Genomic DNA, 15,734 nt, shown 5'->3' on the forward strand with positions numbered 1-15,734 from the left:
TATCGGTTAGCGGTAGAGGGTGAAATGTCCTACGAATTCGCGCTGGTCGCGTTCCCCGTTGAGTTTCACTACATACCAGTAGTCTCCGGTAGGCAGTTCCCTGCCGTCGTACATACCGTCCCATCCCTGGGAGCCGTATGAAAGCTCGTCGACTACTCTACCATAACGATCGTAAATTTTGATTAGTATTTCCGGGAAGCCTTCCGTGTTGTCTGGCATCCATAAGTCGTTGTTTCCATCGCCGTCCGGGGTGAAATAGTTCGGGAATTCGATGTCTATGAACTCCATGAAGATCTGCGCCTCGGCCACACACCCAAGCTGGTCTACCACCTGGACGGTATACGTTCCGGTTTCGGTGATATAGTAGGTGTTGTCCGAGCCGTTGTCGTCCCCGTTGAACAGGAAGGTGTATTCCGGGGAACCGCCTTCGGCAATGGCCGTGATCTCGTTGATGTTCCGCTGCTCCAGCACCAGGGTAAGGGGCTCGAAGCTATCGATCTCAAAGTCGATGGTCTGCACACATCCGTTGGCGTGGGAAATGGCCAGGAAGTGCGGTCCGGGGGCCAGATTGCTGAAGTCCGCATCCAGCTGCATGGCCGACGGATCGGTGGAATCCAGGGCGTACATGACCTGGTCGCTTACAGACGGGTCTTCCAGGACCACCTCCAGGTAATTGTCCGGAAGGGTGTCGGTACACTCGTAGACAGGCGTTACCACAGCGTTGAGGTTAACCCCGGGCATCACTTCTACAATAACATTGGTTTCGCAATCCTGGGCATCCCGGATGAAGATCACGTAGGTTCCGGCTGCCAGGTCCGGGAAGCTGGTCTGTCCGGGTACGAAATCGGCATCCTGGTTGGAGTTGAAAGCCGTGCGGTAAGGCGCGGTGCCGCCGCTGATGGTAATGTCTATGGCCCCGTCTGCGCTACCGGCGCAAACTTCCGGGGTGGAGACGTAATCTACCTGGAGCGGCATGGGCTCCGAGATGGTGAACTGGAAGGTGATGAAACACCCGTTTTCGTCCTGGGCAATGACATCGTATACCCCGGCCGCCAACTCGGTGAAGACGTTTTCGTCGTCGAACTGGTCGAGGTTCGGGCTAATGGCGTACAGGATGTTGCCCGTTCCCCCTGAAACCTCAACGGTAATGGTTCCGTCGTCTTCGCCCGCACAGGTTACATCGGTGAATTCCTCCCGGTCGATCTGCAAGGGCACCGGTTCGGTGATGATGATCTCGGAAGTCACGGCCTCACAGTCCTGGCTGGTTACGCGGATCCAGTAGCTGCCCACGCCCAGGGAGGCGAAGGTGCCACCGGCCTGGGGCCCGGCAAGGAGGTTGGACAGGGCTGCATCCCCGAAGAGTTCATACTGGTAGTTTCCGAGCCCTCCTGTAGCCGTGGCCACAAGGGAAGCGGTCATCTCGCCGGTACAATTGATGATTGCCGCACTGTCGTCTATGTCGATGGTAAGCGGGGGTACTGCTTCAATGCTGACCTGGTTCGAGAGGTTGGCCTCACATCCCTGGGCATCCCGCACATAGTACTGATAGACGCCATCGGTTACGCTGAAGGTATGGGTATCGCCACCGGACATGGGGGTATAGCTGAGACCGTCAGCGGAGAATTCATAGGGTGCCGTTCCGCCGCTTGCGGTCAGGATCATTTCGGCATTGGTGGTACAGGTAAGCATGGCAGTCTGTACCAGGTTGCTCTCCACTTCCGAGGGTTCGCTGATGGTTACCTGAACGGTTTCCACATCGCAGCTCCAGCCGTCCGTAACGGTAATGCTGTAGATGCCGGAGCCAAGGCCTGTAAATACAGGGCTGCTTTGGGCACCTGAGGTGAATTCGATCACGGTTCCGCTGGCATCGTAGTAATTGAGCTGGTACTGGTAGTTTCCGGACCCGCCGGCAACGCTGATGGCCGTAACCACCCCGTTGGTGTCTCCGTAGCAGGCCAGCACGGCAGGCGCTGCGGTAATATCCGCGCTAACCGGAACCGGTTGGACCAGGTTGATGGCATCGTTCAGCACACAACCTGCCGCATCGGTCACCACAACAGTATAGGCGCCCTCGGCCAGGCCGGTGAAAAGGTACGCCCCCACATTGGTGGCTGTGTAGGCCTGGCCTGTGGTGGTGTTGGTCAGTACGATATCGTACGGGCCGAATCCGCCGGCAGGGGTAATCTGGATTTCTCCCTGGTCGTTGGAACAGGTTACATCGGCCATCTGGGCCACAACTGCCGTCAGCGGCATATCCGGGGATACGATGGTAATGGTGTTGCTGTCTTCGGCACAGAACGGGGTCGCGGTTTCGGTAATCCGGACAAAGTAGTTGCCGCCGCTCAGTCCGTTAACCGTTATGGGGTTAGTGGCTGTGGAAGCGCTTCCGGTGATTCCGGTAGTAACCCCGGAGGCCTGGAATACTTCGTAATCGTAGGTGCCGGTGTACCCGCTGATGTTAATTGAGAGGGCGCCATCGGCCCCGCCAAAGCAGGTAACCGGGCTAACCGGGCTCGCCACCGCCTGAATCAGGTCGTAGGGAGCTACATCGTACGGCAGGGTGGTGGTGTAGCAACCTGTGGCATTGTCTGTGATCCGGAAGACATAGCTGCCGGGCACGGTGAGTTCAAAAACCGCTGTGGTGTTCGTGGGGGTGGCCACTAAGGCCCCGTCCGGGTTACCCACAGGCAGGAGTTCGAAGGTATAGCTATTGGCCGGGTTGCCGTCGTCAGTTACTGTTACCAGAACCTCTTCGGGGTTCAGGCAGGTAATGGCGGCATTCTGGCTTACCGCAGCCGTAAAGGCATTGATCGGTTCCAGGGTCACAGGGGCTGTTGCCACACAACCGTTGGCGTCGCGTACATAGACGGTGAGGTTCTGGGTCATACCGGTATCGGCCACATTAAAGGTGTTGGCCGTCTGGTAGTTGGACCCGTCCAGGCTGTACAGGTAAGGCGCTGTTCCTGCCCCCACAGGTACCGTGGCGGTTATCAGGGAGGTGCTTACTGTATTGTCTGGCGCACAGGCAAAGGCCGTTGCTGCAGCCGTAAGGGTCAGCAGGGTGGGCTCTGTAATGGTAACGTTTTCGGTAGCCGTACAGGACAGGGCAGAAATGGCTTCCACTACATAGTTTCCTGCAGAGAGTCCGTCGAAGAGCGGGCTGGATTGCGGCCCGGCGATAGGTACGCCTCCCTGGTACAGGATATAAGTGTAGGGCGGGTTGTCATTGACGCCCGGAGCCGAGGCCTGCAGGTTAACGCGGATGCTGCCGTCGCTGCCGCCGTTACAGCTTACATCGGTTACTGTAGACGGGTTGAGCGTTACCGGGGTGGGGGCCGCCAGGGCAACCGCCAGGGTCTCGGTACAGTTCGGAGTGGTATCCAGGTCGCTCACCACAAAGGTGTAGGTCCCGGCCTGGCTCAGTCCGGTAAAGACGCCGGTATTATTGCTGGCGGTGGTGGTCCCATCCGGGAAGGTTACGGTATAATCGAAATTCCCGGAGCCGCCAGTGGTGGTAATGGTGATTTCACCATCCGGGGTAACGGTACAATCCAGGGGCTTGTCTACCGTACCCACCAGGGTCATTTCATCATAGAGAACTTCCGGGCCTACCACAACGCTACAGCCCCATTGGTCGGTAATCCGGACTTCGTAGGAGCCGCCTCCGAGGTTGCTGAAAACGGGGCCGCTTTGGGAAGCCCCATAATTGCTGCCGTTGAGGATGAGCTGGTACGTATAGTTGCTGCCCTGGCCGCCGCTAACACCCACCACTTCGATTTCGCCTTCCAGGTTGGTACAGTTTTCCTGGTTGATCTGGAGGGTTGCGGTAATCGGGGCTGGGTCGGCCAGAACGATATTGTTCAGGATCATTTCCTGGCATCCCTGGGCATCGATAATCCATGCCTCATAGGTGCCCGCCCCCAGGTTTGCGAAGAGGGGCGAACCGGTAAAGTCGCCAGGACCGGAAGGCGCGGAGGTACCCACATAGTAGGCATAGCCGCCCCATCCGCCCTGGACGTTATAGATTTCGATGCTGCCATCCATGCCGGCGCAGGTAATCGGGTTCACTTCCACGCTGGCGCTAAGGGCAGCGGGAGGCCCGGCAATATTGAACAGCTCGGTCTGGGCACACTGGGGCGCACCCGTCTGGGTCATTTCCACCAGGTATTCCCCTGCAAAGAGCGGGATGGCAGCCGTTGGCCCGTTGGTGGGGCTGTTGCCACTAACCACCACCACGTCGTCTGCAGTGTTGGCAGGGGTCCCGTTGGTGTCGTAAATGGTCCAGTCGAACCCACCTGCGTAAGTGGCGTCTACCAGCTCCAGGGTTACCTGGCCGGACTGGGTGCCGAAACAGGTTACGTCCTGGAGGATATCCACGGCAATATCGAAGGTGTTGGGGTCTGTGAGGGATTCTACCACGCTGAGTTCACACCCGGTGCCGGTATGGCGGACCAGGAAGGAATAGGTCCCTGCACTAAGGCCGCCGAACACATTGGAGGGCTGCCAGGTGGCGCCGTTGTCGATGCTGTATTCGAACAGGGCCGTATTGCCGGTAGTGGATGTGGCGGTGAGGGTAATTTCACCGTCTGCACCCGGTACGCAGCTCAAGGGGTTGGTAATAGCCGCGGTAAGGGTAAGCAGCTCGTCATAGGCCGGGATTATGGCTGTTGTGCTGCCAACACAGCCATTGCTGTCATAGACATTGATGATGTAGCTGCCACCGGCCGTGGTGGTTTCGGTGTACAGGGGGTTGTTCCCGCTCTGGACCACAAGGTCATCGGCTGTGGAGGGGGTTCCCTGGTCGTTGATGAATTCGTACACCGTGTATACGCCGCTTCCGCCGGTTATGCCCGCTGCGTTGACGGTGATGGTCGCCAGGCTGGGGTTGTTGCCGGTGGGGCAGGCAAATGGGGTAACGGCAGGGGCTGGTACAGCAATCGGGTTGGGTTCGGCAATGACGATCCCGGTAATAACTGCGGTACACCCATTGGTCCCGGTAGCGGTGATGTCGTAGGTGCCTGCCGGCAGGTTTTCGAAGGTGTCTGTCGCAGCATTGAAGGTCCCCGCCACAGGGCTGATGCTATAGGTCAGCGGGTTGATGCCGGTATCGGTCTGGAACAGCTGGATGGTCCCGTCGGAGTCCCCGTTACAGGTCACGTCAGTGTGTGCTTCGGTAAACTGGGGCAACACGGCCGGGGGCACTTCCACATCTATGGTGCCCAAACAGTTGGGGACCGAGGTGCTGGTGTCGTAAATGGTTATGGTGTAGGTGCCCGGGGCGCTGGCCTGGTCCCAGATGTAGGGGTTGGAAGGCAGGGCGCCACGCGCCTGGTTAACGGGGCCGGAAACCTCGTAGTCATAGCTTCCGGATCCGGAAGTTACGTCAATGGTGATTTCCGCGTTGTTGTTGGGCGCGGGTTCACAATCCAACAGGGTGGTCAGGCCGGCATTGAACTGCAGGGGCGGCTCTATGCTGAAGGGGTCGGTATCGGCACAGCCATGTACGCCGCGTACGGCGATGGACTGCCCCGCTCCGGAACTCAGTCCGGTAACGGTGTACTGGTTGAGCCCGTTGAATGTAACGGGTTGCCAGGCCCCTCCGTTCACGCTTATCTGGTATGGAGGCATACCTGCAGAGGTTAGGGTGACCAGGACCTCAAAGGTGCCTTCGGCCACACACTCATCCACCACGGAAAGCGCAATTTCAGGACGGGGGTCGAGCCCCACGGTAACGGGGTCGGACTGGATACAGTCGTTGGCGTCCTTTACGTATACGATGTAGTCTCCGGCTTCCACGTTGGCAGTGGTATTGCTGATCCATCCCAGGTCTGAAGCAACAGGGGCCGGGGCGGTATCGGGCAGGTACTGAAAGGTATAGGGCGGGGTCCCGAACTGGGCCGTGGCCGTAATAATGCCCGCATTGGGGTTACAGTTGTCATTCTGGGGAGAATCCGCTGTAACCTGGAGCAGGTTGGTAGACTGAGTTATGGTAAAGTCCGGGGTGGCAATAGAACACCCGTTAAAGGCCCCGCCTACCTCGGTGAGCAGGACATAGTATACCCCCTGGTCCAGCGGACCCAGGTTGGTCAGGGTAACAGGCCCTGCCGGGGGGTTTACCGGGATGGTTCCGGAAACCACGGGGGCTACCGGAGCATTAGACTGGAAGTTGAATACCTGGTAGTCCACAGCTGTGGCCCCGGCATCGAAATTGTCGATGTCGAAGGTGATGCTGCCATCGGCTGCCCCGGTACAGGTGATGTTCCTGGGGAGCATGGAGCTCACGGTCATGTTGGACGGGCTGTTAATGGGCGCAGCAGCCGTCTCGAAATAGTAACAGTTGGTGGTCAGGTCGTGTACCACAAACGTATAGGTGATCCCGGCGGTAAGCCCGGTAAAAGTCGCAGTGTCTCCGCCCAGGATATCCGGCCCCTGGTAGCTGCCGGAATACGGCACGGTGTAGCTGTCCAGGATGGCGAACTCATAGTTTCCGGAGCCCACTACGGAAGATACCGTTACAATGGCGGTTCCTCCAACGGCACAATCTACCGTGGCGGTGCTTACGTCAATATCGAGGTCGTCCGGCGGGGAGGCGATGATGTTGGTGGTCAGCAGGGAACACCCGTTGGCATCCACTACATCCACCTCGTAGATCCCGAATTCCAGGATGCTGAAGGTATGGTCTTCGCCCCCGGCTGTGGTGGTATAGGAAGCTGAATACCCGTTGTTCCCAGTCAGGTAGTAGGTGTATTCCGCTGTGCCCCCGGTCAGGTTTTCCACGGAGATGGATCCCGGGTCTGTCCCGGATACCGGGTTACAGGTAATGGGGGTCAGGTTAATGGTATAGTTGATGGGGTCCGGTTGGCTGATGGTTACCGGGAAGGGTGCAGACACACAACCCTTGGCGTCGGTAACGGTCACCTCGTAATTCCCAGCCGGAAGGCCGGTGGTCTGGGTCCCGTAGTTGGTGGGGCCGGAGGTTTCCACAACGTTCACCACATAGGGCCCGAAGCCTACTGAGGTGTCGATGACCACGTCCAGCATTCCGGTCAGGTCGCCGTTACAGAGGATGTCTGTAGGGGTAACGGAGGTTATCACAGGGGTTTCGGTGGGGGAAACCACAACCGGGCCGGTGGTTACCACACATGCCGTGGGGGCTGTGGTGTCGGTGACCCGGAACACATAGGTGCCGTCGGTATTCGTGCTGAAGGTATTTCCGGCAAATCCGGTCGTATTCCAGGTGGTTCCGGCATCGTCGGACCACTCATAGGAGTAGGTGCCGGAGGCTCCGGACGCATTGACGTCTATGGTGGCCGGGGCCAGACAGGTCAGATCGGCTGTCAGCACCGCGCTGGCCAGGAGTTGCGGGTTTATGGTTACGGTAATGGGCGTGCCCACACACCCATAGGCATCACGTACATTGATGTCGTAGGTTCCGGCACTGAGGTTGCCAAAGGTGTAGGTGGTAGCGGTAACCGGGCTTGGGGTAAGCCAGGGTCCGCCATCGATGTTGAACAGGTAGCCCCCGTTTCCGTCGGTAACGGTAACCAGGATTTCCCCGTCGTTGTTCCCGCTGTAACAGGCCGTAGGCTGGGCGGTAAAGGTCAGGGTCTGGGGCGGTGCAATGGTAATGGCCACATCAATGGGGTCGTCGCACCCGTTGGCGTCGCGTACCCGCACGATGTAGTCCCCTGCCGGAACAGCGGTAAAGACCGCACTGCCCTGGTAGGCGGTAATGACCCCGCCCAGGTTGTCCTCCAGCTGGTACTGGTAAGCAGCGGTGCCGCCAACCGCAGATGCCGTAATGGTTGCACCGGCATTGGTACAACTGATTTCATCCGTTATGGTTGCCGAAGCGACCAGGGCCGCAGGTTCGGTAAGGGTTGCATTCAGGGTAATGGCACAGCTGGGGTCCAGCACATCGCGCACCTCAATGGTATACGGGCCGGCTGCCAGGCCGCTGAGGGTGATGGGGCTGCTGGTCTGGGGGGTCGAGAAGCCACCGCCGTTCACCTGGTATTCGAACCCGTTCACATTGTCGAAATTTTCGACTTCAAAAACCAGTTCCCCGGAACTGTCTGCGTTGCAAAGCAGGTTGCTCTGACTTGTCAGGGAGGCACCGAAGGCCAGACCTGTCGCTACGTTTACGGCAATATTCGTGGTACAATCGCTCCCGTAGTTTACGGTAACCAGGTGGTTGCCCGGGGCAACCCCTGTGAAGGCATTGGAGGCCTGGAAGGCGCCGCCGTCCAGGGAATAGGTGTAGGACGGGTCTGCCGGAAGGACGGTAATATCGCCCGTACCATCGCAATTATAGGCTACACTTGTGCTCAGGACCGGTTCTGCAGGAAGGGGGTCGAGGATCAATGCAGGCAGGGTAAGGACACAGCCTACCGCATTGGCATCCCGCACCCGGATGGTATAAGTCCCATCGGTAAGACCGGAGTACACGATTCCCCCGGCTGTAGGGGCGCTCCAGGCACCGCCGCTGAGGCTGTACTGGTAAGAGCCGGATCCGCCACTGGTGGGGGTTACGCCTCCTACAGTGATCTCGCCCAGCTGCAGGCAGGTGAAGGCCTGGGTAATGGCCGCTTCGGCCACCAGGGCCGCAGGCTCGTTAATGGTTACCACATCGGTGGCTTCACACCCTTCCGCATCCTGGATCCGGAGGTTGTACGTGCCGGCCGGCAGGTTCACAAAGTTGGGGGTTGTTTGGTAGGTCGCCCCGTCGTTGATGCTGTAAAGATAGGGGGCATTGCCGCCGCCCGCTGCTATGGAAATAGCACCAGAGCTGTCTCCAAAGCAAAGCACGTCGGTAACAGTAGGCACAAGGGTGAGAGGTGGGTCCTGGGCAATGGTCAGGTCCAGGGCCGCCTCGCAATAGCCGGCCGCGCCGTTGTTGTCGCGCACATATACATCGTAATCGCCGGGTCCGGTAACGGTAATGGTATTGGAAGCCCCGAAATCGGCAGGGACAGGAGCTACCCCGTCAGCTACCACGGCGTAAACAAAACTACCATCCCCTCCGGCTGCGGTAATCACGACATCGGTGTCGGTGGCGCACGCTGTAATGGGGTCTGCGGTGGCAGAAAGGGTCAGCTCCGGGTCTACCGTGATGGTGGCCGTGTCCGTACAGTCGTTGCCGTCAATCACATCCACGGTATAGGTTCCCGGGCCCAGGCCGGAAAATACGTTGGAAGGCCCGTATGCTCCGTTGTTGATGCGGTAGAGGAAGTTCCCGTCGCCCCCGGAAGTAACCGTTGCGGTCAGGATGAGCCCTGTGGCATCGTCGTAGCAAATGTCGTTGGCGGTCAGGTCCAGCACCGGGGGAACCGCTGCAACCAGGGTAACCACTGAGGTGGCTACACAACCGTTGGCATCGGTTACTGTGGCGGTGTAGTCCCCTGGGAGCACAAGGCCGGTAAAGGTCCCGCTGCCATTGGTCACCGCGGTGGCGTCCGGGTAAGTCAGGGTATAGGAATACCCGCCCCATCCGTCAGCGGCAGACAACACGATGGTACCGGGGGCCAGACAGGTAGGCTGGGTGGTTGTAACCGCCAGTGTCATGGCAGCCAGGGGTTCTTCTATGGTTACAGAGGCGGAGTCGCTGCAATTGGTATCCGTATCGGTAACCGTAATATCATAAGTGCCGGCAGCGAGGCCGGTCAGGGAGATGGAAGCATTGGTTTCCCCGGTCCCGGAGAACCCTGCCGGTCCGGTAATGTTATAATCGTAGGAGGTGGCAAACCCGGAAATACTGAAAAGGGCCTCCCCGTCGGCATCCCCGAAACAGGTTACCGGGCTTATTTGCTGCCCGCTAACCGTAATGGGGGTAATGGGGTTGATGGTCAGGTTTTCCTGGTAGGTACACCCATTGGCGTCGGTGACGCGGAAGGTGTAGGTGTCGGGTGCCAGGCCGTTAAAGGTGGCGCTGTTCCCGGCCGTCGCGTCTGCGGCAATGGGGGCAGGCGCGATGATTTCTATGGTAAACGGCGCAGTGCCATTGGACACAGTGGCGGTGACATCTGTAGTTTGGGCCGGGCACGTCAGGGCCGTAGTTGTGAAGCTGAGGTCATCCGGCAGGTTGAGCGGGTCGATGGCGATGGGCGCAGTTTGCACTGTACACCCGTTGGCATCGCGCACGGTAATGGTATAGTTCCCGGCCGTTAGCCCGGTGAAGGTGTCGGAGGCCCCGAAGGCAAGCCCATCAATGCTGTATTCGTAAGGGGCTGTTCCGCCGGCTACATTCTGGGCCTGGATTATTCCATCCTGCAGACAGGTGTATGCCTGGGTGAGGGCGGCATCTGCCGCAAGGCCCGCTGCGGGCCCGGAAATCGTCTGGTATTCGAAGTAGTCACAGGAAGCGCTTCCCTTGCGCTGGTTGATGACAATGGCATAATCCCCCGCAGGCAGCCCCGGGAAGTTCCCGGAGGTATTGGTAGCCAACGCATTGGCATAGTCGTAGTTGTTTTCGTCAAACCCTGCGCCGTTAAAAAGGTAATAGGTGAGCTGGTACCCATTGTCGTCCAGCAGGTTGAATTGGATGCTTCCGGAGGCATCCCCGAAACAGAGTGCATCCAGAACCGTGGTGGGGTCAAACTCGGCCGAAGGCCTGAATTCGATTTCCACGGGGTTGGAAATGGCAAAACAGTTATTGCGGTCCACCACCACAAAGAGGTAGGTTCCCGGGTCGAGGATGTCGAAGATCTGGCTGGTCTGGAATTCGGAGGATGGGATGGACGCGGGGTCCGGGTATGAGATCTGGGTGACCCCACCTTCGTCTGTATATTCCCAAATGGCATAGGTGTGCGGGGTTTGCCCCCCGGTCGAAGACATCTGGATGTTTCCTTCCCGGCAGGTAATGTGCTGGGATATGCGCGCTTCGAGTTCCAGGTCGGACTGGTCCAGGATTATCACCTGTTCGGTGTGCAGACACCCGTCGTCGGTAGTCACGCGAACATCGTAGGTGCCCGCATTGAGGTTGTCGAAGGTGTAATTGTTGTCCATGCTGGGGCCGAAGGTGTCCACCACGGTCCCGCCCTGGGAGATTTCGTAATAGTATTGCGGCTCCACGTCCAGAACGGAAATCGCGATAGCGCCCAGGCCGTTGCAATCCACATCCTGAGGAGTCACATCCACCTGGAAATCGCGGGTCAGGATCCCGATATCGCTAACAAAAAACTCGCATCCGTCTACCACGCCCACCTGGCGCATAGCCACGGTGTAAGCCCCGTTGCTGGCGATGTCGAAGCTGGGCCCGTTCCCGGCGCTGTAGGGCACCAATACGTTCCCTGATACGGCATCCAGCAGCTGGTATTCGTAGTCTGCCGGCATGTTGGTTACCGTGATATTCCCGGGGGAGGCACAGATAATGTCGCGGGAGGTGTACTGGGGGTTGAGCGGGTTCTTAAAAATGTTGAAATAGAAGCGGGTAAAACAACCATTCTGGTAGTTGATCACCACCCGGTATTCCCCCGCATCGGCGGCCAGGAAGTCATTGCCTGTGTCTACCTGGTTCCAGGTACAGGCGGAATTTTTATTGGCACAGTCGTCTCCGGCGTCGGAACAGCTGCCCTCGTCCAGGCGCTCCCAGACAATGCTGGTGGCATCCGGGATATTGATCTCGATGAGCTCGGTATCGTTGAGCCCGCAAAGGAACACCTTGGGCAGCAGATCCCCGTCGTTGGGGCAGGTAACCACTTCCCCGTCTACGGTGTTGCTCGGGTCGTTGATTAAAGTAATGATGGGGTTCACCTGGGTCTGGCCCGGCAGGACCACCTCGATGATTTCCTCGAACCCTTTACAGGGGTCGGCCACGATTTTGTCTACGATGTACTGCCCGGTTTCGGTAACCAGCAGCGTGCTGGGGTCGTTGTCCGGGTCCCCGTCGGTAATCACCGTGTCGCCGGCATCGATAAGCCCGTCCCCGTTGTTGTCCAGGTACCAGATATAGCTGTCGAAATTGTCCCCGGCATCCAGGACCACATCGTTTCCACAGAGCTGCACAGTGCGGTAAAAGTCACAGTTTTCCAGGTCGTCCAGCAGGAAGTTGGTGGCACCCGGGGTCACAAAACCGCAGGTATCAAAATCCGAAACACTGGGGTCGTCTGTAATCTGGTTGTTGTTGATTACCCCCTGGTACGTGGAGTAGGCCAGGTTCTGGATCAGGTCGGTACAGGCATCGATAAAGTCGAAACAGTTTTCCGCAACCTGTACCCGCATCCGGATTTCGTATACCGGGTCCCCCTCTTCAATGAGGTTGTCCGGGATGTTGAAAACCACTTCCCGGGTTGCCGAATCGTAGGTATAGGTTACTCCCGTTGGGAGGTCCAGGTTGAGCTCGTCCAGGGTCACATTCAGGGGAAGTACGTCCCGGATGGTGTAGGCCGTTCCGTCGTCATTCCCGATGTTCTGGAAAGACAGGACATAGTCCAGCAACTGGCCCAGGTTTACCCCTGCCCCGGTGATGTCATTCCCGGCAATATCCTCCACCTTTTTCTCCAGGACAATGTTGGGTTCAATAATCTCAACGTTGAAGGAATTGAAAAACGGGTAATACTGGTCTCCATTGGAGGTAAAACGAAAGGTAGCCGCTGTTTCGTTGTTGGGGATGACGTTGTTCAGCGGGTTGTTCAAGAGGAACATGTCGGTGTCATACCCCAGGGTGTTCACACTGTTGGGGTTCCGGGTGGTGACAATGCTGCCGTCCTGGCTGATGTTGCTGTTGAAAAAGTTGCTGGAAGGGTTGGCCGGGTCGCTTATGGTGGTAAAAGAGCCGTTGCTCGCGGCGCGGATACGCAGGCGGTCCCCGGTAATACGGTTGTCGCCTTCCAGGGCGGCCACGCCAATATTGGCGCGCACGGGCCCCACAGGGATGGTGTTAAAACCGCTGTAGTTGATGTCCACATTCGGGTTGGCGCTGCGCACGCGTGCGAACCCGTCGAAGGTGGTGATGAGTTTTCCGGAAAGGGTGGGGTTTTCGTAGACAATCACAAGGGTCCATCCGCCGGCAGCACCCCCGCCGGGAGAGAGCGAACCGGTAACCGAACGGATGTTGGCCACGGTATATTCCCCGGAGGGATCGGGAAGGGCGGTAAGCAGGGCCGTAACGTCTGCATAGCAGGCATACGGGCTGTTTTGCCGCATGGAGGTTTCGGAGCTGGTAAACCCGTCATAAATAACCTCGTCTGCCGTAATATCCACATAGGAGCCCCCGGGTACACGGAGTTTAACCTGGTTAAAATCGCTCTGACGGTTGGTCCCAACCGCCTGCCCGGCTTGTTCGCTGGGATAGGTGGCAGACCAGTACAGGCCTGCATAGCGGATCAGGTTACAACTGGCTTCCTGGAAAGCAAAGGTTGCAGAGCTCGAACTGAAGGTGGTCGGGTCCGAGTCCACATCGATATACTGCATGTTGAGCCAGTCGTTGTAGGTGGAGGAGTTTCCCGTTGCATTGTAGGGATCTTCCGGGTCCAGACTGCCCGTTTGGCGGTTAACGATGTTGTTGGCAATAAAGGTAAGGTCCCCCTTGAGGTTGGCCTGGTAGCGGACGTCAAAGGAGTTGTATTCCTGGGCGTATCCCCCTGCGAGTGCAAACAGCAGGAAGGCCCAGAGCAATTTTCTGAGGGGGGCAGGTCTCATCTATGCGATTAGGTTAGGCGTTACACGCATGATCCACATCTTCTCTTCATACGTGTTGTTCAGTTTGGAGTAATAGGATATCAGGGCGCTGTTCCAGTTGTCGTGGCGCTTCAGATATACGTAGCGATAGTTGTTTTCCGGGTTTACAAAGTAGCTGGCGCTCAGCCCCTGTGCGTTGAGGAAGCGCACAAACCGGTTGGCGTTGTTGGGGTTGGCGAATACATTGACGATGAGGTAGTAATTGGTGGCACCGCCATCGCCCACCTGCCCGTATTCCACGGGAGTAGGGGCAACATTGTCGCGGACCACCACATTTTTCTGCAGCACATCGCGCTCGTAGCGCTTGGAGGATTCGCGGAGCTTGTCCGTATTGGCGGCATAGGCTTCATTGGAGTAGCGGTTGGCCACGTTCATCACCCACATTTTACCTGCATACTGCCCCTCGAGCCCGCTGCGGACGGCATTTTCCGCGTCTCGCCAGGTATCGAACCGCTCCAGGTACACGTATTTCATGCCGTTGTTCGGGTTGTCGATATATCCGGCCTGGATGCCGCTTTGGCCCAGGTCCTCCATAAAGGCCTCCATGTATTTAGTGCCCTTGTACACATTCGCCACCAGGTAATACCCGTCGGCTACGCCTTCCAGGTCCCTGAATTTGCGTTGTTTCACTTCTGCAACCTCGGTGCGGTCCACATGGGCCGGTGCGGTTTGAACTGCTGTTTCTTCTGCGGTGGCCGCAACCGTTTTTTCGACGGCAACCTTATCCGCAACCACCGGAGATGCGGGCGCTGGCTTGGCTTCGGCCACTTCTCGCGCGGCGTCTATACCAATTGGTTTTTTAGCAGTGTCTGTCGCTGCCAGGGCTTCCTTCTGGTTGTTGAGGAAGTATACCTGTCGCGCCTGCTCCTCCAGGTCCGGGCGGTTGCCGCCGGTTTCCTGGCGGACCATCCGCATCACCATTTCGAAGCGTTTCTCCAGATCGCGCTGACGGCCCTGCTCCATGGAATCCTGACGGAACATAAGTTCAGCCAGAATGGCGTCGTTCTCCGCCAGCCGGCGCTTAAGCTCGGCTATTTCGGCATCTTTCTCCGTAGGGGTTTCGCCCTCGGATTCCGGATCTGATTGTACCAGGGATTCCGAGTAACCCTCCTCCAGCATTACCCGGTCCTCCGTAAGGTTCGGGGTAAAGGAGTAGGCAAAGGAAATCTCGTGGGTCACCCCGAAGTTGTCGAAGGTGTCAGTAAGGCCTTTTTCCATGGTATACCCGATGGAAAGGCGGCGGTTCAGGTTAAACCCGATCCCCGCTGAGGCCCCGTAGAAACTGTCATATCCCCCTTGAAGCCATCCGATTTTAGGCAGGTCCAGGATGAGGTTTCCGCCCAGAACAAAGTCGTCCTCCCCCACTTTGCGCGCCCGGGCCAGGGGCATGAGGCGCCCGCCTTCAAAAATCCCCGCCTCGTTCTCGAACTGGTGGGTGTATTGCAGGTGGCCGGAAAAGGTTTTGTCCTTAAAGCTGGTAATAGCCTCGCTGGTTTTCAGGTTGTAATCGATAAGGTTCTCGGCATAGAGGCCAAAATCGAAGGCCCCGTAAGAGATGTTAAACCCGGGCTGGAAAGTCAGGAAAGAGCTGTCCTGGAACCCGCTCAGGAAAGGGTCTACCTCCACCGGGTTGGCCCGGCTTTCATCAAACCCGCTATTGTAATAGGACAGGTTGGCACCAAAGGTGAAATTACTCTTGTCGCTAAGTTTCACCCCGTAGGCATAGTTGGCCAGGACCCCGTAGTTGCTGAGCGTCCCTTCCCGCTGGGTGTACAGGCTGAGCCCGAGGCCGGAACGGTCACCGATCCGGCCACTGTAGCTCAAAAAGTACATTTGGTTGTTATCGTCAAAAGATACCGCTTGGTTTCTGTGAAGCAAATTAATGTAGGATTTGTCCTCCCGTACCGTGGAAAAGGTGGGGTTAATCAGGAACCGGTTGAACTTTAACAGGTTCTGGGAGGGTACGTCGTAGGCGATAAACGGGTTATCTTCCTGGGCCCGCAATTGCGGTACCAGGGCGCACAAAATCAACAAGAACAGTAATTTGCGTTTCATCG

At 57.8% G+C, this 15,734-nt stretch carries 2 protein-coding genes; both read right to left on the bottom strand.

The window, feature by feature from the left end; translation table 11 throughout:
- Window positions 1-6: 6 nt before the first annotated feature.
- Window positions 7-13,638, bottom strand: a complete 13,632-nt coding sequence (locus CA832_RS02435) for a T9SS type B sorting domain-containing protein (protein WP_088339964.1) — start codon at window positions 13,636-13,638, stop codon at window positions 7-9.
- Entirely contained in the window at window positions 13,639-15,732 is a 2,094-nt protein-coding gene (locus tag CA832_RS02440) for a PorP/SprF family type IX secretion system membrane protein (RefSeq protein ID WP_088339965.1), read from the bottom strand.
- Window positions 15,733-15,734: the final 2 nt, after the last annotated feature.

Source organism: Robiginitalea sediminis, assembly GCF_002198115.1.
Taxonomy (GTDB): Bacteria; Bacteroidota; Bacteroidia; order Flavobacteriales; family Flavobacteriaceae; genus Robiginitalea; species Robiginitalea sediminis.

Coding starts and splice junctions, on each gene's coding strand:
- CA832_RS02435 (WP_088339964.1), bottom strand. CDS start 13,638: ATGAGACCTGCCCCCCTCAGAAAATTGCTCTGGGCCTTCCTGCTGTTT.
- CA832_RS02440 (WP_088339965.1), bottom strand. CDS start 15,732: ATGAAACGCAAATTACTGTTCTTGTTGATTTTGTGCGCCCTGGTACCG.